Genomic DNA, 16757 nt, shown 5'->3' with positions numbered 1-16757 from the left:
AAACGAATGAAAAGGATAGGATTTATTGGTTTAGGGAATATGGGTTTTCCGATGTCGAAAAATTTACTTGATTCAGATTTTGAAGTATATGGATTCGATTTAAATAAACAGGTGGAATCAGATTTTGAAAAGTCGGGAGGAATCATTGGCATTTCTCCCCCAAATTTGCCAAATCTATGTGATGTTATCTTAACAAGTCTACCTTCATCAGAGGCGGCTGAGTCCGTTTATTTAGGAAAAGAAGGGCTCGTTGAAAATAGTCATTCGGGTACGCTACTAATTGATACAAGTACAGTAGCACCAAAAATGAATCAAAAAATAGCAGATGTTGCTAAGCAAAAAGGCATTAATTTTTTAGCTGCTCCTGTCAGTGGAGGAGTAGTCGGTGCCATTAATCGAACGTTGACCTTTATGGTTGGTGGTCCGAAAGAGGCTTACGAGCGTGCTATGCCTGTATTTAATAGGTTAGGAGAAAATATTTTTCATGTTGGCGAAAAAGTCGATAGTGGAACTGCAGCAAAACTTATTAATAACTTACTTATAGGCTTTTATACAGCAGGTGTAAGTGAAGCACTTAATCTTGCAAAAAAAAGCGACCTCGATTTAGAAACATTATTTTCAATGCTAAATGTAAGCTACGGTCAAAGTCGAATTTACGAACGAAATTATAAGAGTTTTATAGCGAATGATAACTTTGAACCAGGTTTTACTATAAAGCTATTAAAGAAAGATCTTGGTTTTGCACTCGATTTGGCGGAACAAAATGAGCTTGATTTACCCATTAGCAAGATGTTACTAGAAATGTATGAAAAAGTAGTAGACGCTGGATTTGGTAATAAAGATATGGCAGTCCTGTACAAAGTAGTTAGTGGTCAGAAGCCATCTGTACTCTAAATAATACTATTTATCTTAACACCCATTTTATATCTTTTAATACGAAAAAAAGGAGAGGGATAGTATGATTACTGATATCAAAACGGTTCAAAACTATATTGACGGAAAATGGGTTGACTCTACTAGTGAGTTGACGGAGCCTGTACCGAATCCTGCTAATGGAAAAACTATTGCTTATGTTCCGCTATCAGGAAAAGAAGATGTCGACCTTGCAGTACAATCAGCTGAACGTGCTTTTGCAATATGGTCTGAATTACCTGTTCCTCAGCGTTCAAGATATTTATATAAATACCTTCAGTTATTACAGGAGGAAAAAGAAAATTTAGCAGAAATTATTACAATGGAAAATGGTAAAACTCTAACGGATGCTCGTGGAGAAGTTCAACGAGGAATTGAGGTGGTGGAGTTAGCGACATCATCACCAAGTTTAATGATGGGAGAGGCATTATCAAAGATTGCAAATGGAATTGATGGCTCTATTTGGCGATATCCTCTTGGAGTTGTTGCTGGAATTACACCATTTAACTTTCCGATGATGGTACCTCTTTGGATGTTTCCTCTTGCTATTGCTTGTGGGAACACATTTGTCCTTAAAGTATCAGAGAGAACACCTCTCTTAGCAGAAAAACTTGTCGACCTTTTTTATCAGGCTGGGTTTCCAAAAGGAGTCTTGAATCTAGTACATGGTGGCAGAGATGTTGTGAATAGCTTATTAACACATCCGGAAATAAAAGCCATATCATTTGTCGGCTCTGAACCAGTGGCTAAACATGTCTATCAAACAGGTACTGCTCATGGTAAGCGAATTCAGGCGCTTGCCGGTGCGAAAAATCATGCCATTGTTATGCCTGATTGTCATCTTGAAAAAACGGTTCAGGGTGTTATTGGAGCAGCATTCGGAAGTAGTGGAGAGCGCTGTATGGCTTGTTCCGTTATAGCTGTTGTAGACGATATTGCAGATGAATTTATGGAGCTCCTCTTGTCGGAAACACGAAAATTAAAAATAGGGGACGGGCGAAATGAAGATAACTTTGTAGGACCGTTAATTCGTGATGTCCATAAAAGCCGCGTGCTTGAATATATTGCAAGTGGTATAACAGAAGGTGCTGAACTATTAATAGATGGAAGAAACCCTGAAATTGATCAAGATGGATATTATGTTGGTGCAACGATCTTTGATCATGTAAAACCAGATATGAAAATATGGCAAGATGAAATATTTGCACCTGTCCTAAGTGTAGTAAGAGTAAAGGACATTGAAGAAGGAATAAACCTAACAAATCATTCGAAATTTGCAAATGGGGCAGTCATCTACACGTCTAGTGGAAAAAGTGCCCAAATTTTCCGTGAGAAAATAGATGCTGGTATGGTTGGCGTCAATGTAAATGTACCGGCTCCAATGGCATTTTTCTCTTTTGCCGGCAATAAGGCTTCCTTCTATGGGGATCTGGGCACAAATGGAAAAGATGGCGTTCAATTTTATACGCGGAAAAAAGTAGTAACAGAGCGCTGGTTTTAGCTCTTTACCCCGCATTAACGGATAATAACAGGACTAACAATCAGTGGAGACAAGCGGAAATCTCCACTGATTGACATTTTAAAGGATAAAACTGTTTGAGGAGGAATGAGATGGAACATCAATTTTTGAAGCTAGACAAAGTAGACTATGTTACTACAGTGACAATAAGAAATCCCCCAGCCAATACTTTGTCACCTCAGTGTATTGATGAACTACGCTCAATCTTTTATCGAAGGAAAAAGCATGACAAGTGTAACCCGAGCAATAGAATGTGTGATACAAGGAAGTAAGGAAACAATGGAAAATGGTTTGAAAAGAGAGCGTAAGCGATTTAGTGAATTATTTTTAACATCTGATGCAAAAGAAGGGGTTCAAACATTTATTGAAAAGCGCCCCCCTAATTTCAATGATTTATAAAAGGAGCAATCGGTATGACGAAAGAAGTACTATTTTCTGTGAACAACAACGGTGTAGCGTTCATCACACTTAATCGCCCGAAAGCCATCAATTCTCTTTCTTATGAAATGGTGACAATGATTGGACAAAAGCTGAAAGAGTGGGAAAAAGATGATCAGGTTCTGCTCGTTATCTTAACAGGTGCAGGTACAAAAGGTTTTTGTGCTGGTGGTGATATTAAAGCGCTGTATGAAGCACGTGTTAGTCAATCTGCATTACACAATGCCGAACAATTTTTTGAAGAGGAATATAAGGTGGACCAGTTCATTTATACCTTTTCAAAACCAATCATTGCTTGCCTTGATGGGATTGTTATGGGTGGAGGAGTTGGCTTAACATACGGAGCTAGTTATAAAGTTGTTACAGAGCGGACGAAGTGGGCCATGCCAGAAATGAACATAGGATTTTTCCCAGATGTAGGAGCTGCCTACTTTTTAAATAAGGCTCCAGGATATATAGGACGTTACTTAGCATTAACAGGAGCGGTTATTGAGGCTGCTGATGTCATGTATATAAATGGAGCAGATCATTACATGCCATATGAAAAATTAAATGCCTTTCTTAGTGATGTTGAAGAAATACATTGGCATGACAGAGAACTGGATTCAACGATAAAACAATTAATAAATAACTACTCCGAGGAGTTAGCAAACGAGAGTCAGCTAGCTTCTTTACAAGAAGATATTGATCATTATTTCTCCTTTCCAACTGTTGAAGCAATACTGGCTTCTTTAGAGGAGAAACAGAGTAATTTTGCAATGAAAACGAAGCAAACACTTTTATCCAAGTCACCATCATCCTTAAAAGTAACGTTACAACAACTAATTGAAGGAGAAGAAAAAACATTAAAGGAGTGCTTTGCTACGGACCTTACGCTTGCTAAAAACTTTCTTAAGCATAAGGATTTCTTTGAAGGGGTACGTTCCGTTCTCATTGATAAAGATAGAAATCCGCGATATATGTACAAACACTTATCGGATGTCTCAGAAGAAATGGTTACTAGTTTCTTTATATAACAGTGAAAAGAGGCTGGGACAAATGTGCTCTAGGTGAATAAAACTTGTTGTTCTTTTTAACTTGTTCTAGCTGTTGATTGGAGTGCAAGACGAAGACTCCTGCGGGAAAAGCGGAACAGGTGAGACCCCGCAAGAGCGCAGCGCATGTCTAGCTCCAGCGGCTAACTCGCTATGAAAAAGATGAAATACCCTAAAGGCAAAAAGCGCCTTTTGGGTATTTCCCTATTTTCTTCGCGAGCAAAACGAGCCGCTTCCGCTTTTCTCGGAGGCTCACCGACCGCCCGCGGAAAGCGAAGTCTTGACACGGAAATCAACAGCGGTGTGTAACAGTGATTACTAAACAATTTAACCTGACATTGTTCGTCTTTAGGGGATAGTACTTTAGTTATGTCCCAGCCTCTCTTTAATAAGATTGAATTCCAAAATATTCTTTTACTATTTCTTTGAATTTTTTATTATCCATTTCCTTTTTCTCCATTTTTCCATCAGTCCATTCGGTAAACGAAGTATCCGTTAGTGTTATGCTGCCTCGATCTGTCAGCTGGGTGATTAGTGGCTTCTTATTAAAAGGAGATTCAGGATGCTCTAGTATGATTTTTTGTACCTCATTTAATTCAGATACATCCTTGATTACTTTCGCAGAATCAAAAGCATAGCCTATTTTCCAGTCTTTATCTTTATGCTTCAATTTCATATAAAAAATATAATCACCATGTTCACTCGCTACCTTTTCTACTCGAAATTCTCCATTAGGAGATGTTACAATCTCTCCATTTAGCGGAACAGGTTTTAACGGCAAGTTTCCTCCAAAGCCGGTATCAATTAGATATAATTGTCCATTGTGGGTGATTAGATTAGCGACATGGGTTCTCCCAATCGTATTCCAGCGCTGCTCCATATGGTTGTATATTACTCCACGAGTTAAGGCTGCATTAAAACCATTTTCAACTAAGAATAAATAGAGGATGGAATTTAGGTCATAGCAAAGTCCACCTTCATTCTTTACGATTATTTTATTTATTAAATTTTCTTTTGTCATTTCAGTTGTCTTATTTGCTAGAATACATAAATTTTCAAATGGGATTTCTTTTGCTGTCTTTTCAAGAACAATCTCCAATTTTTCAAATGTAATGGTTTCTTTTTCTGAGATACCGATTCTGTTACGAAATAATACATCCAAGTCATTCATTAAAATTCCTCCTTAAAATTATATTATAACTAAAATTTACTAAACATGTACTCGCTACCACTCGGTTTTCTAAGAGGATGCCATCAATTTTTTCTCTAAGAATCTATTATTTTATATTGATATAATTTATATTTGTGCAATAATTAATAGTAGCTTGAATAGTTTGAAAATACATAATTATATCTTTTATCATCAAGGAGGGATTGCTTTGTCAACTATTAAAACGGCAATGATCGTCGGTGGAGGAATTGGCGGGCTTGTGACTGCTCTTAAACTTCACCGCGTTGGCGTGTCAGTGCAAGTCTTTGAAAGTGTAGAAAATATTAAAGCGCTTGGGGTTGGAATCAATCTTTTGCCACATGCTGTAAAGGTACTGACAGAACTCGGTTTGGAAGAAGAGCTTGAAAAAACAGGCTTACCTACTGCAGAACTTATTTTTGTGAATAAATTCGGTAAGAAGATTTGGCAGGAGGATAGGGGAATCAATGCCGGGTATCGTTGGCCACAATATTCAATCCATCGAGGTCGTCTGCAAATGCTTCTATTAAAAGCCGTTAAGGAACAATTAGGTGAGGAAGCAGTGATGGTAGGTCATCATCTAAAATCATTTCAAATGCTCGGTGACACGGTGGAGGCTCAGTTTGAAAATCGAAAAACGGGTGAGCGTCTAGGTTCTTATCGTGCAGATATTATGATCGCAGCTGATGGCATCCATTCTGCTGTCCGTAAACACTACTATCCAAACGAAGGCCTTCCGAAGTTTAGCGGGCGGATTTTATGGCGGGGTATTACGGAAGCAACTCCTTTTTTAACAGGAAAATCAATGATAATGGCTGGCTACCAGGATCAAAAATTTGTTGCGTACCCCGTTTGTCCTGAAACAGCAAAAAACGGACGGTCCTTAGTGAACTGGATTGCGGAGCTTACTGTTGGTGATGAAATGCCTTCACGTGCGGATTGGAACCGTCAAATAGAAAAAGAAAAATTTGCACCTTCATTTGCTGCATGGGATTTTGGTTGGCTGAATGTGCCAAAGTTGATTGAGGAGACAAATGCTGTGTATGAGTTTCCGATGGTTGACCGTGATCCGCTACCGCAATGGACGTTTGGACGCGTGACTTTACTAGGAGATGCTGCACACCCAATGTACCCAATTGGATCAAACGGAGCATCACAGGCTATCCTCGATGCAGATGCACTAAGTCAAGCAATTTTAGAACAACCGAGTCCTGAACTTGCTTTGAAGGTTTATGAACAAGCAAGACGGGAAGCGACAGCCAATATCGTTTTAACAAACCGGAAAAATGGACCGGAAGTCGTGATGCAGATCGTTGAAGAACGGGCACCTAACGGCTTTGAAAACTTAGAAGATGTTATTACGCAGCAGGAATTAGAGGATATCGCAAACAAATACAAACAAATTGCCGGTTTTGATCGTGAAACATTGAATAGTAAGTAGGAGGTTTACTTATGGTTGAACATATTGTCTTAATTAAATTTTCATCGAAAACAACAAATGAACAGAAGGAAGAATTAATTCGCAGGACATTGCGACTAAAGGATATTATTCCAGGTATTCTTGATATTCAGCAGGGGATGAATTTTTCAAATAGAAGCCAAGGATATGAGGTTGGATTAACAGTCCGCTTTAAGGATCAAACATCTTTGGAAAACTACGGGCCACATCCTGCACACCAAGAAATTGTGAATTTTCTGAAGGAAATAGGATTAGAAGATAGCATTATTGTTGATTTTGAAATCCAATAATTTTTTTACTATAAAACTTTAGTGCTTAAACGCGTTTTAGCGTTTAAGTATTTGTGTATCATGTTTTTAAGGGGGGAGTCTAAATGAATACATTCCATATAGGTCAAGCGATTGATAATAGTCGGTTTCGTCTCTTTCATCTTTCACTCATTTTCTGGTGTTTCTTTATTATTCTTATGGATGGGTATGATGTTGTCATTTACGGATCCGTTGTGCCTTCTTTAATGGATGAATGGGCTATATCTTCTGTTACAGTAGGGGCGATAGGTAGCTATACGGCTGCTGGAACGGCTTTGGGTGCTGTTATTTTTGGCCTTATGGCAGATAAAATTGGTCGGAAAAAAGTTATATTAGCTTGTATTGTGATGTTTAGTCTTTTCACCTTTCTTTCTGCATTCGCAACAGGTCCGATAGTATTTACTGTATTACGAGTTATTGCAGGACTAGGACTTGGCGGAGTCATGCCAAATGTCATTGCATTATCGACCGAATATGCTCCAAAAAAAATCAGAGCTGCGATGGTTTCCTTCGTTTTTTGTGGTTATTCAATCGGTGCCATTGCTGCAGCACTTCTCAGTAAATCTATTTTGCCTGTTATGGGGTGGAAGCCAATTTTCTGGATTGCCGGTTTACCGTTATTATTGATTCCATTTCTAGCGAGAAACATTCCGGAATCCGTAAATTTTCTTTTAGAGAAAGGAAAAGAAGAAGAGTTGAGGAAAACTCTTAATAGAGTAGATCCTAAGCTAAACCTTGATAGTAAAACCAAATTTGAAAGAAATGTGGTAAAGGAGAAAGGTTCTCCTCTAGTCAAATTATTTGAAAAGAAACGTTCTCTTAGTACGATTATGTTCTGGATATCTTGTTTCTGTTGCTTTGTCTTAATCTACGCGCTGAATACATGGCTACCAAAATTAATGCTTGAGGCTGGCTATAGCCTAGGCTCAAGTTTGGTCTTTGTGGCGATTATGAATGTTGGGGCAATCCTTGGAACGATTGTTTTTGGGCGATTAACGGATAAATGGGGATTTAAAAAAGTCATGATTCCATTATATATTTCAGGTGCCATCGCGCTATCTTGTATTGGTCTAACTAAAAATAGTTTACTAGCATTTTTATTGATCGGAATAATTGGTGCTGCATCTGTTGGTGTTCAAAATATTAGTAATGCGCTTGTCTCTCAATATTACCCGCCATCTATGCGTTCAACTGGAGTCGGAGCAGCAATGGCATTTGGAAGAATTGGTGGAACTTTCGCCCCGACGTTCGTTGGAGTCTTATTAACGATGAATTTATCGGCCGAGATGAATTTTACTGCTATCGCCATGGCTGCTGTTATTGGAGGAATCGCAGTATTTTTTGTCCAAGAAAAGCATGCTCACTACAGCATAGAAAGTGGAGGGACCGAGATTGGCATAAATAAGAGAAAGGTGGTATAAGTGGTAGTTCCGTACCAGGAACCGCCACAAAAATCTTGTTTCGTAGAAATGTTTCACGCTAGAAAGTAATTGGACGGAGGGTATCTTAAACATATAGCATTTGTGAGCTTGGAGTGGGACAAGGAACCTGTCCGAGACCACTGAAAAACTCAACCTAAAATATGTAAGTTAATTTAAGGACTTTTTCTGTTGGTAGGTGAAAAGGTAAAGTATTAATAAAGAATAAGAGAGGACTGTGCCATAGTCAGTAAATCATGACCTAGGACAGTCCCCTTCCTTATCCAAAAATAGCTTTTGTCATTAAAAAAAGTATAGATGGAGCCATTAGGCAGCCGAGGCCTGTATAAAATGTAGCAGTGACTGCACCATAAGGCACTAGTTTCGGATCTGTTGCAGCAAGCCCACCAGCAACACCACTTGTCGTTCCCATCATTCCGCCGTAAACCATTGCTGTGCGCGGATTATCTAAACCAATGTACTTGGCAATAAACGGTGTACCAACCATGGTTAAAATCGATTTTATTAGACCGGCTGCAATACTGATTGTTATCACTTCAGAACTCGCTCCAATCGCAGCACCAGTTACCGGACCAACAATATAAGTCGCTGTTCCAGCACCTATCGTTGTAAGACTGACTGCATCTGTATAACCGAAGGCAAGTGCAATGGCAACACCAACAATAAAAGATAATATGACACCTATGAACAGAGAGGAAACGCCACTAATTCCGGCTTTTTTAATTTCTGTGAAGCTGGCACCAAACGCGGTTGCGATAATCGCAAAATCGCGAAGCATTCCGCCCCCCATTAAACCAATTCCGGCAAAGATGCTAATGTCTGACAGCCCTTTTTCACCGCCTGTCAATACACCACCTATATATGCCAGTACCAATCCGAGAATAATAGCAATAGCTGATCCATGGATTCTTCCTCTTGTTAATTTAGCGGAAATAGCATAGGAAATGTACATCGTAATGCCAATGACTGCGAAGGAGACAATGAGTGGATTATCTGTAAAAACGTTACTTAATGTTTCGAGCATTGTTACTCCCTCCTCCCAATGAAGTATTTTCACTCCCTGCTGAAGCATCTACTGTTTTTGGTCCACCTCTGCTTAAAATAGGGACAATCATCCAACTAATAGAGACAGCGGCAATACCAGCTACAATTGCAAGCGGTCCGCCGTCGAGTGCACCAGCAACATTTTGATTTGCAGACATCGCAATGACGATTGGAATGTACATAGCTCCCCAAAAACCGAGACCATCCTGGGCAGGTTGACTAAGTTTACCTCGCTTTTTCAGATGATCAACGATTAAAACGAGCATTAGCATTGCGAGACCAACCCCACCTACATTTGCTTCAATATCAAGGGAGAGACCTAGTATTTCACCTAAGAAAATTCCACAAAGCATACAAATTGCTAGTAACGCTACACCGAAAATAACCATTCTTACACCTCACTGTTTTTTTATTAATAAAGAGTGTGGTCATGATGAAAAGGAAGTAGATTCTTAGTAAGCGTTTACAAAAATAAAAATATACAGTCGACTGTATTCTAAAATTTATCATAAAGGCAAAAACGGAAAAAGTAAATACTATTTACAATTTTCTAAAAATATTGAATAGTTACAGGTTTATTTGTATAATAAGAATCGACAGTCGACTATTTTAATTTTAAGGAGGGGCCACAACATGAAGGCAAACTTTAAAAATAACGCATTATCTAATTCAATCGCAAAACATATCACAGAACAAATTATTACTGGTGAACTGAAACCAGGTGAAAAGTTAGTGGAACACATCTATGCAGAAGAGTACGGCACGAGCAGAGCCCCGGTTCGTGAAGCGATTTATTTACTTGCTATTGAAGGACTAGTTGAAAGAATCCCAAGAAAGGGAGCCGTTGTAAAGAGATATACCGAAAATGAAATATACGATCTCCTTGAAATACGAAATATGCTTGAAAATATGGGGATGGAACGAATTAAGAAGTACGGCACAGATCAAAGCTTGTTAAAAGAGATGAAGCAACTTATTGAACAAATGAAAAAGGTTGAAGATGTTTATTCTTATACTCAATTGAATCACTCTTTTCATATGTGCATTATAAAGATGAGTAAAAGTGAAACGATTAAAAATATGTACTCCCGCCTTGGCTGGCCATTGTTAAGAATTCAAAGTGTTTCCTTTGCGAATGAAGGGAACATAAAAAAATCCATTATAGAGCATGAAATGATAATCAAATTACTGGAAGAAGAAAACATGACGGAGTTCTCATCAGTTTTAACTAAACATAATAAAGATGTGATCTCAAGCATCCAAAAAATGCTTTGTTCCTAGTGGATTAAATATTAGGGGGTGAATATTTTGAAGCTTGCTTTTCTGTTTCCAGGGCAAGGTTCTCAGAAACCAGGACTTTTACATGAGTTGCCAGCATGTACTGCAGTTGAAAACGTGTTGGCAAAAGCAACAGAAACATTGAATGAGAGCATATTCCATTATCATTCAAAAGAAGCACTTACTTCAACCAAAGCGGTGCAGCTTTCTCTTTTGACTGCGGGGGTGGCTACTTTTAAAGCATTTGAGGAAGTGGGAGTGACACCAGACTTTGTTGCTGGTCATTCCGTCGGAGCATTTAGCGCCGCGGTAGCAGCCGGTACCATTGAATTTGAGGATGCGGTGAACATCGTCAAACTACGCGGCGAGTTAATGGAACAGGCTTATCCAGAAGGATATGGAATGGGTGTTGTACTTGGGATGGACGCCGATAAATTGCAGTCCTTAGTTGCAAACCATTTCGATGAAAAATATCCTGTGTTTATGGCAAATCAAAATGCACTTGATCAACTAACACTCTCGGGTGCTTTTCCTGGAATTCAAAAGGTACTAGATGATGCACGTGAGAATGGTGCCCGTTGTGCCTCAATGCTAAATGTCAGCACGCCGTCCCATTGTCCGCTTCTGACATCTGTTTCTGATGCTTTAATGGAAGCACTTCATACTATTTCTTTTCAACGACCTGCTATTCCATATGTGGGGAATCGAAAGGCACGTCTTTTGTACGAACCGGTCGACATTCGACAGGATCTTGCGGAAAGTATTTCTTCTGCCGTTCAATGGCATGATGCATCTACCGTTTTATATGAAAAAGGAGCAAGATTATTTATAGAAATGCCTCCTGGAACAGTTCTATCACGCTTAGCAGCTAGGGCATTTCCAGAAGCGAGAGTTTTTTCTGTAGCTGACAATGGATTTGATGATTGTCAGTTTGTTGCAAAACGTGAACGAAGTAAATGAGGAAAGGGGAATGAGTGGTGGAAGCGATAAAACAGGGAGTAAAAAAAAGGTCATGGACGACAAGACTCGATGCGAAAAAGAAGAGGATGGATAGTGTTAAAGGCATTGTGGGCGGGATGGTAATCCCGACCGAGCATATTGTGGAAGTAATGGAAAAGTTAATCCAACCAGGAGATCGCGTTGTCCTAGAAGGAAACAATCAAAAGCAAGCTTCGTTTTTATCAGAGGCACTTGCTCTAACCAATCCCAATAACTTGTTTGATTTGCATATGATTATTTCTAGTATTTCAAGACCAGAACATATGGATCTATTCGAGCGAGGGATTGCAAATAAAGTGGATTTTGCTTATGCCGGTCCACAGAGTCTCAGAATAGCACAAATGGTTGAAGACAAGCAGTTGAAAATGGGAGAAATTCATACATACATTGAATTGTATGGACGTCTTTTCATTGACTTGATTCCATCTGTCGCATTGGTTGCTGCGGATAAAGCAGATAGGTATGGAAATTTATATACAGGTCCAAACACGGAAGAAACACCGACACTTGTGGAAGCTGCAGCATTTCGGGATGGCATTGTTATTGTCCAGGTGAATGAAATAGTGGATGAGCTTCCGCGTGTAGATATTCCGGGATCATGGGTTGACTATATTGTCGTTGCCGACAAACCGTATGAGCTTGAACCATTATTTACTCGTGATCCTCGTCACATTACAGATATTCAAATTCTACAGGCGATGATGGTCATTCGAGGTATTTATGAGAAGCATCAAGTACAATCGTTGAATCATGGAATTGGGTATAATACGGCTGCAATTGAATTACTGCTACCAACATATGCACAATCACTAGGACTAAAGGGAAAGATTTGTAAAAATTGGGCACTAAATCCGCATCCGACGCTAATTCCAGCGATAGAGAGTGGTTGGGTCGAAAGTATTCATTGCTTCGGAGGAGAAGTAGGCATGGAAAAATATGTAGCGGCTCGCCGTGATGTATTTTTCACCGGTCGTGATGGTAGTTTGCGATCGAATCGAACTCTTTCCCAAATGGCAGGACAGTATGCCGTTGATTTGTTTATCGGTTCGACATTACAAATCGATCAGGAGGGAAATTCCTCTACCGTAACTCGTGGCAGACTGGCTGGTTATGGTGGAGCACCTAATATGGGACATAATCCCGGTGGACGTCGCCACTCAACGCCAGCCTGGTTAAATATGATGACTTCAGAAGATCCGTTAGCTCGTGGAAAGAAATTAGTCGTGCAAGTGGTAGAGACATTTCAAGCTGGAAATAAGCCTGTTTTTGTTGAATCCCTTGATGCAATCGATGTGAAAAAGGACACTGGACTTGCTACAGCACCAGTGATGATTTACGGGGATGACGTCACACATATAGTCACAGAAGAGGGAATTGCCTATCTATATAAGGCTGATAGCATCGAAAAACGAAGGGAAGCAATCACAGCAATAGCTGGAGTTACACCAGTCGGATTGGGACACAAGTCAAAAAAGACAGATGAATTGCGACGTGAAGGTCTGATTGCACTTCCGGAAGATTTAGAGATTCGTAGGACAGAGGCCAAGCGGTCATTGCTAGCTGCGAAGAATGTAGAGGAAATTGTAGAATGGTCGGATGGGTTATATGAACCACCTGGAAAATTCAGAAGCTGGTAAAGAGGGAGGCGCGAAATGAAAAGTGAAAAGGAATTATTTAGTTTTATACTCTCTAAAGTAGCCGTCAATTCATTAATAGAAGAAGTGGAGCTCACACCAAAGCCAGGTCTTGTTGATAGGGTTAACACGGGGGCACATCAAGATTTAACAATTGAATTGATGAGAAGTTCGGCGGAATCTCTAGCAGAAACATTTGAACAAATAGCATACGTCAGCTACGGACGCAATCCTTCGCAATCTTTAAGAGAAGAAATTGCAGCAATAGGTAGGGCTGGGGAGAAAAAAATGTTTGAGGCGACGAACGGAGTGAATACTCATAAAGGAGCAATTTGGGCAATGGGGCTGCTCGTATCCGCTGCTTCCATCGGTAAGGGAATGTATTCTATAGATGAAACAGTAGCAATAGCCGGCGAAATTGCTCGATTTTCTGACCGTTATTGCCCGGATAGTAGTACAAACGGCGGAAATGTAAGGAAAAGGTATGGTGTAGGAGGGGCAAAAGCGGAAGCACAGCAGGGATTTCCGCATATTACCCAATATGCTCTACCAATGCTCTATCGTTCGAGAGCGAGTGGCTTGACAGAAGAAAAAGCGAGGCTAAATGCACTTCTTTCCCTAATCGCCCATCTAGATGATACATGTATTTTACACCGTGGTGGTTCAAAAGCATTGTCCTATGCCAAAAAGCAAACAACTACCTTTTTAGAATTTGGGAATCTTGATTGTCTACACGTACTTAATGAAGACTTTTCTAGACGAAACATTTCTCCAGGTGGTAGTGCTGATCTACTCGCTGCTACGTTATTTTTGGATAGAACTCAAGCCGAGCGTCCTGTAGATGAGGTACGAAATGATTATGAATATAGTAAGTTAAACGGGGGTGTTTGATTTGGAGAGAATGACCTACACGTTTCCTGCAACGAAAAAAATTGATCAATTTGCACATGTGGGGGTTGTCGGATCGGGAGATTTGGAAATTACGATGGAGCCATCTAGTAATTTTCAAACGGAAGTAATCATTCGAACAGGAATAAGTGGTTATAAAAAAACTTGGGAATCCGTTATCGGGCGGTTTTTCAGTCAACATGATATTGCTGCAGCGGTAAAAATTAATGACTTCGGAGCTACACCAGGTGTAGTGAAACTTCGTCTTGAACAAGCGTTGGAGGTGAGCTGTGATGATCAAAACATTAAATGCTAGCTTCGTAGAGTGTAATGGACGCGAGCGTGCTCAAGGGATTTTGGATGATGGTACTTTTAAAGAATTGCTTGGGCCACGGGATAATGTGGAGTCTCCCCATTTAGAACCACAAGGAATCGTACCGCAAAGTGATGATGGGGTTATTATCGCCAAAGGAACGATAAATGAACAGCCGGCTGTTGTCATTTCGCTTGAGGGAAATTTTCAAGGCGGCGGAATCGGTGAAGTATCTGGTGCTAAAATTGCTGGAGTACTAGAAAGAACACTAAAAGATTGTGAGGCGGGTATAAGAAGGATCCCTGTGCTGATGTTTGATACAGGAGGCGTGAGACTACAAGAAGCAAATTATGGTTTACTTTCTATTGCAGAAATTAGTTCTGCCATTGTAGCACTTCGTCGTTACGTTCCTGTTATCGGTGTCATTCCGGGGACAATTGGAGCATTCGGGGGGATGTCGATTACAGCGGGCCTTTGCAGTGCAATCATTATGACTCGAGGAGGCCGTCTTGGCTTAAACGGGCCGGAGGTAATAGAACAGGAAGCGGGCATTCGCGAATTCGATTCAAAAGACAGGCAGCTTATTTGGGGAACAATTGGTGGCGAGCAACGAATAGCATCAGGCTTTGCAGATGTATTAATAGAGGATGACACACAAGCAATCAAGGATGCAGTTTCTTCTATTATAAAAAATGGCATTATTCCGACACCTAGAACGGAGCGGATAGAACGTTATGAGGCATTTTTACATTTAGTCGACCCTAACCGGCAATTATCAGCTGAAGAAGTACGATATATTTGGGATCGTTCTGAAAATAAAGTAGTGAACACGAAGTCGGTTGCTTTTGAAGGGGATAAAGTGGTTGGTCGAGGACACGCATGGTTCGATTTACTACGCGGTGATGCTGTCGAAATTGGTGATGTACCGTCTGTTCGCGTAACTGACAAAGTGGTTGGGGATAAGAAAGTTCGGTTTATTGCCGTCGTTCCAGACGCTAAGAACCGGTTTCCGCGTGCGAGAAAAGGAGAGGTTGGTCTGCTAGAAGGATGGTCCATCGCAAAACACATTCGGGAAGCGATTAAAGAGGATCAAAATAGCGAAAAACGTGCGATTGTCGCTATTGTTGACGTGCCGAGTCAGGCATATGGCTATCGCGAGGAACTGCTTGGCATTCATCAAGCTTGCTCTGCAGCGGTTGATGCTTATGCTTCTGCAAGATTAAGTGGTCATCCAGTCATTTCCTTTATACCAGGAAATGCAATATCTGGAGCGTTTTTGTCCCATGGGATGCAGGCGAATCGTCTTATCGCACTCGATGATGATGGGGTGAATGTACATGTTATGTCGAAGCAATCGGCGGCTCGGATCACACAGAGAAGTCTTGAGGAGTTAGAAGCTGCTACGGAAAAAGTTCCGGCAATGGCATATGATATTAAATCATTCGAAAAGCTAGGTGCACTATTCTCTTTAGTAGATGGGGTAGAAGCTGACACTCCGGGGGAAAAGGAACGTGGTGTTATTTATAAAGAGTTAGAACGTGCCATTGAAGATGTATCGATGGAAAGTGAAACCGATTTAAGCGTACGGCTAAAGTCATCACTGGCTCAGTCTAGTAGAGCAGCATCGATTTTGGTAAGAGAAAAGTTGAATGAGCAATGGAATTAAAACCACATGATTTGCTAGAAATAAACAGTGTATCTGATTTAATCAGTTATACCCCATTGCCAGAATGGGGGGAGGGGTCCATCGAAAAATCCCCTTTTGTAGTGGTACGGCGTGCACGGGCAAGTGAAGGGCTTGTGGCGGTAGGTGTACGTGGTTCGAAGCGAAATGAACGTTTTGCCGCTTTCCTACCGGTTGACCGTATTGTAAGGCGAATTACCCCTGAGCAGCTAGTGCGGGAATCGAAGTGGGATGAACATTCTAAAGAAATTTTTCGTTGTCTTGAACAGACAAGCAACATAATGAATGTCCATTCCCTCATTTGGGGACCAACAGGAAGCGTCGGATTTGAACTAACTAGTGGAACGGAAACCGTCACAGCTGAAAGCGATATTGATTTAATTATTCGGACTCCCCACCGCTTAGAAAAAAAATTGGCTCAACACCTTCTCGATGAATTTCAAAAAGTTGGAGTAAGAATAGATGTCCAAATGGAAACACCTGCTGGGGCCGTAAATTTACTCGAATATGCGAGGGTAAAAGAAGACCCTGTACTAGTCAAAACCCAGGGTGGTCCACTACTTATGGAGGACCCTTGGATATTGTATAAAAGCGACAATTGACTATCTGCTTTTAATAT

At 40.4% G+C, this 16757-nt stretch carries 17 protein-coding genes; 14 read left to right on the top strand and 3 right to left on the bottom strand.

From position 1 onward, the window contains the following. Window positions 1-6: 6 nt before the first annotated feature. From ACFSUL_RS17090 to ACFSUL_RS17075, 4 genes are all read left to right on the top strand, one after another. Window positions 7-894, top strand: a complete 888-nt coding sequence (locus tag ACFSUL_RS17090) for an NAD(P)-dependent oxidoreductase (RefSeq protein WP_377937115.1) — start codon at window positions 7-9, stop codon at window positions 892-894. A gap of 64 nt (window positions 895-958) precedes the next feature. Further along, window positions 959-2413: a CoA-acylating methylmalonate-semialdehyde dehydrogenase gene (locus ACFSUL_RS17085; RefSeq protein ID WP_377937114.1), complete on the top strand. Its 1455-nt coding sequence runs from the start codon at window positions 959-961 to the stop codon at window positions 2411-2413. Window positions 2414-2656: 243 nt separating this feature from the next. Then, window positions 2657-2830 (top strand): hypothetical protein, encoded by a 174-nt coding sequence (locus ACFSUL_RS17080; RefSeq protein ID WP_377937113.1) that lies wholly within the window; start codon window positions 2657-2659, stop codon window positions 2828-2830. A gap of 14 nt (window positions 2831-2844) precedes the next feature. Further along, complete coding sequence (locus ACFSUL_RS17075; RefSeq protein WP_377937112.1) at window positions 2845-3885, top strand: enoyl-CoA hydratase/isomerase family protein; 1041 nt, start codon at window positions 2845-2847, stop codon at window positions 3883-3885. Window positions 3886-4288: 403 nt separating this feature from the next. Here the strand turns inward: ACFSUL_RS17075 and ACFSUL_RS17070 are convergent, their stop codons facing one another. Next, complete coding sequence (locus ACFSUL_RS17070; protein ID WP_377937111.1) at window positions 4289-5074, bottom strand: arylamine N-acetyltransferase family protein; 786 nt, start codon at window positions 5072-5074, stop codon at window positions 4289-4291. Between the two features lie 208 nt (window positions 5075-5282). Here ACFSUL_RS17070 and ACFSUL_RS17065 point away from each other — a divergent pair, with 208 nt between their 5' ends. From ACFSUL_RS17065 to ACFSUL_RS17055, 3 genes are all read left to right on the top strand, one after another. Further along, window positions 5283-6533, top strand: a complete 1251-nt coding sequence (locus ACFSUL_RS17065) for a flavin-dependent oxidoreductase (protein ID WP_377937110.1) — start codon at window positions 5283-5285, stop codon at window positions 6531-6533. Between the two features lie 11 nt (window positions 6534-6544). Continuing rightward, complete coding sequence (locus tag ACFSUL_RS17060; RefSeq protein ID WP_377937109.1) at window positions 6545-6841, top strand: Dabb family protein; 297 nt, start codon at window positions 6545-6547, stop codon at window positions 6839-6841. Between the two features lie 83 nt (window positions 6842-6924). After that, window positions 6925-8280 (top strand): MFS transporter, encoded by a 1356-nt coding sequence (locus ACFSUL_RS17055; protein WP_377937108.1) that lies wholly within the window; start codon window positions 6925-6927, stop codon window positions 8278-8280. A 277-nt stretch (window positions 8281-8557) separates the two neighbouring features. On the opposite strand, the gene madM is transcribed toward ACFSUL_RS17055, so the two are convergent. After that, window positions 8558-9322: a malonate transporter subunit MadM gene (gene madM, locus ACFSUL_RS17050; protein ID WP_377937107.1), complete on the bottom strand. Its 765-nt coding sequence runs from the start codon at window positions 9320-9322 to the stop codon at window positions 8558-8560. Further along, on the bottom strand, window positions 9303-9731 hold the full coding sequence (gene madL, locus ACFSUL_RS17045) for a malonate transporter subunit MadL (protein WP_377937106.1): 429 nt from the start codon (window positions 9729-9731) through the stop codon (window positions 9303-9305). Before madL ends, madM begins: the two co-directional genes overlap by 20 nt. A gap of 244 nt (window positions 9732-9975) precedes the next feature. Here madL and ACFSUL_RS17040 point away from each other — a divergent pair, with 244 nt between their 5' ends. From ACFSUL_RS17040 to ACFSUL_RS17010, 7 genes are read left to right on the top strand one after another with little or no spacing between them, the layout of a single operon-like run. Further along, window positions 9976-10623: a GntR family transcriptional regulator gene (locus ACFSUL_RS17040; protein WP_377937105.1), complete on the top strand. Its 648-nt coding sequence runs from the start codon at window positions 9976-9978 to the stop codon at window positions 10621-10623. 27 nt (window positions 10624-10650) lie between these two features. Then, on the top strand, window positions 10651-11580 hold the full coding sequence (locus ACFSUL_RS17035) for an ACP S-malonyltransferase (protein WP_377937104.1): 930 nt from the start codon (window positions 10651-10653) through the stop codon (window positions 11578-11580). Window positions 11581-11597: 17 nt separating this feature from the next. Then, entirely contained in the window at window positions 11598-13256 is a 1659-nt protein-coding gene (gene mdcA / locus ACFSUL_RS17030; RefSeq protein ID WP_377937103.1) for a malonate decarboxylase subunit alpha, read from the top strand. Between the two features lie 15 nt (window positions 13257-13271). Further along, window positions 13272-14144, top strand: a complete 873-nt coding sequence (locus ACFSUL_RS17025) for a triphosphoribosyl-dephospho-CoA synthase (protein ID WP_377937102.1) — start codon at window positions 13272-13274, stop codon at window positions 14142-14144. Window position 14145: 1 nt separating this feature from the next. Next, on the top strand, window positions 14146-14457 hold the full coding sequence (locus tag ACFSUL_RS17020; RefSeq protein ID WP_377937101.1) for a malonate decarboxylase subunit delta: 312 nt from the start codon (window positions 14146-14148) through the stop codon (window positions 14455-14457). Further along, entirely contained in the window at window positions 14435-16120 is a 1686-nt protein-coding gene (gene mdcD / locus ACFSUL_RS17015) for a biotin-independent malonate decarboxylase subunit beta (RefSeq protein ID WP_377937100.1), read from the top strand. The genes ACFSUL_RS17020 and mdcD overlap by 23 nt, the downstream gene beginning before the upstream one ends. Continuing rightward, window positions 16111-16740, top strand: a complete 630-nt coding sequence (locus tag ACFSUL_RS17010) for a malonate decarboxylase holo-ACP synthase (protein WP_377937099.1) — start codon at window positions 16111-16113, stop codon at window positions 16738-16740. The genes mdcD and ACFSUL_RS17010 overlap by 10 nt, the downstream gene beginning before the upstream one ends. Window positions 16741-16757 lie beyond the last annotated feature (17 nt).

Source organism: Bacillus seohaeanensis, from assembly GCF_042684945.1.
Taxonomy (GTDB): Bacteria; Bacillota; Bacilli; order Bacillales; family Bacillaceae_B; genus Rossellomorea; species Rossellomorea seohaeanensis.
This window is presented reverse-complemented; position numbering and strand designations above follow the sequence as displayed.

What these genes read in the sequence shown, in the direction of transcription:
- ACFSUL_RS17060 (WP_377937109.1), top strand. Translation starts at nt 6,545, where the DNA reads ATGGTTGAACATATTGTCTTAATTAAATTTTCATCGAAAACAACAAAT.
- ACFSUL_RS17085 (WP_377937114.1), top strand. Translation starts at nt 959, where the DNA reads ATGATTACTGATATCAAAACGGTTCAAAACTATATTGACGGAAAATGG.
- ACFSUL_RS17080 (WP_377937113.1), top strand. Translation starts at nt 2,657, where the DNA reads ATGACAAGTGTAACCCGAGCAATAGAATGTGTGATACAAGGAAGTAAG.
- ACFSUL_RS17010 (WP_377937099.1), top strand. Translation starts at nt 16,111, where the DNA reads ATGGAATTAAAACCACATGATTTGCTAGAAATAAACAGTGTATCTGAT.
- mdcD (WP_377937100.1), top strand. Translation starts at nt 14,435, where the DNA reads ATGATCAAAACATTAAATGCTAGCTTCGTAGAGTGTAATGGACGCGAG.
- ACFSUL_RS17040 (WP_377937105.1), top strand. Translation starts at nt 9,976, where the DNA reads ATGAAGGCAAACTTTAAAAATAACGCATTATCTAATTCAATCGCAAAA.
- ACFSUL_RS17025 (WP_377937102.1), top strand. Translation starts at nt 13,272, where the DNA reads ATGAAAAGTGAAAAGGAATTATTTAGTTTTATACTCTCTAAAGTAGCC.
- madM (WP_377937107.1), bottom strand. Translation starts at nt 9,322, where the DNA reads ATGCTCGAAACATTAAGTAACGTTTTTACAGATAATCCACTCATTGTC.
- ACFSUL_RS17055 (WP_377937108.1), top strand. Translation starts at nt 6,925, where the DNA reads ATGAATACATTCCATATAGGTCAAGCGATTGATAATAGTCGGTTTCGT.
- madL (WP_377937106.1), bottom strand. Translation starts at nt 9,731, where the DNA reads ATGGTTATTTTCGGTGTAGCGTTACTAGCAATTTGTATGCTTTGTGGA.
- ACFSUL_RS17090 (WP_377937115.1), top strand. Translation starts at nt 7, where the DNA reads ATGAAAAGGATAGGATTTATTGGTTTAGGGAATATGGGTTTTCCGATG.
- ACFSUL_RS17075 (WP_377937112.1), top strand. Translation starts at nt 2,845, where the DNA reads ATGACGAAAGAAGTACTATTTTCTGTGAACAACAACGGTGTAGCGTTC.
- ACFSUL_RS17070 (WP_377937111.1), bottom strand. Translation starts at nt 5,074, where the DNA reads ATGAATGACTTGGATGTATTATTTCGTAACAGAATCGGTATCTCAGAA.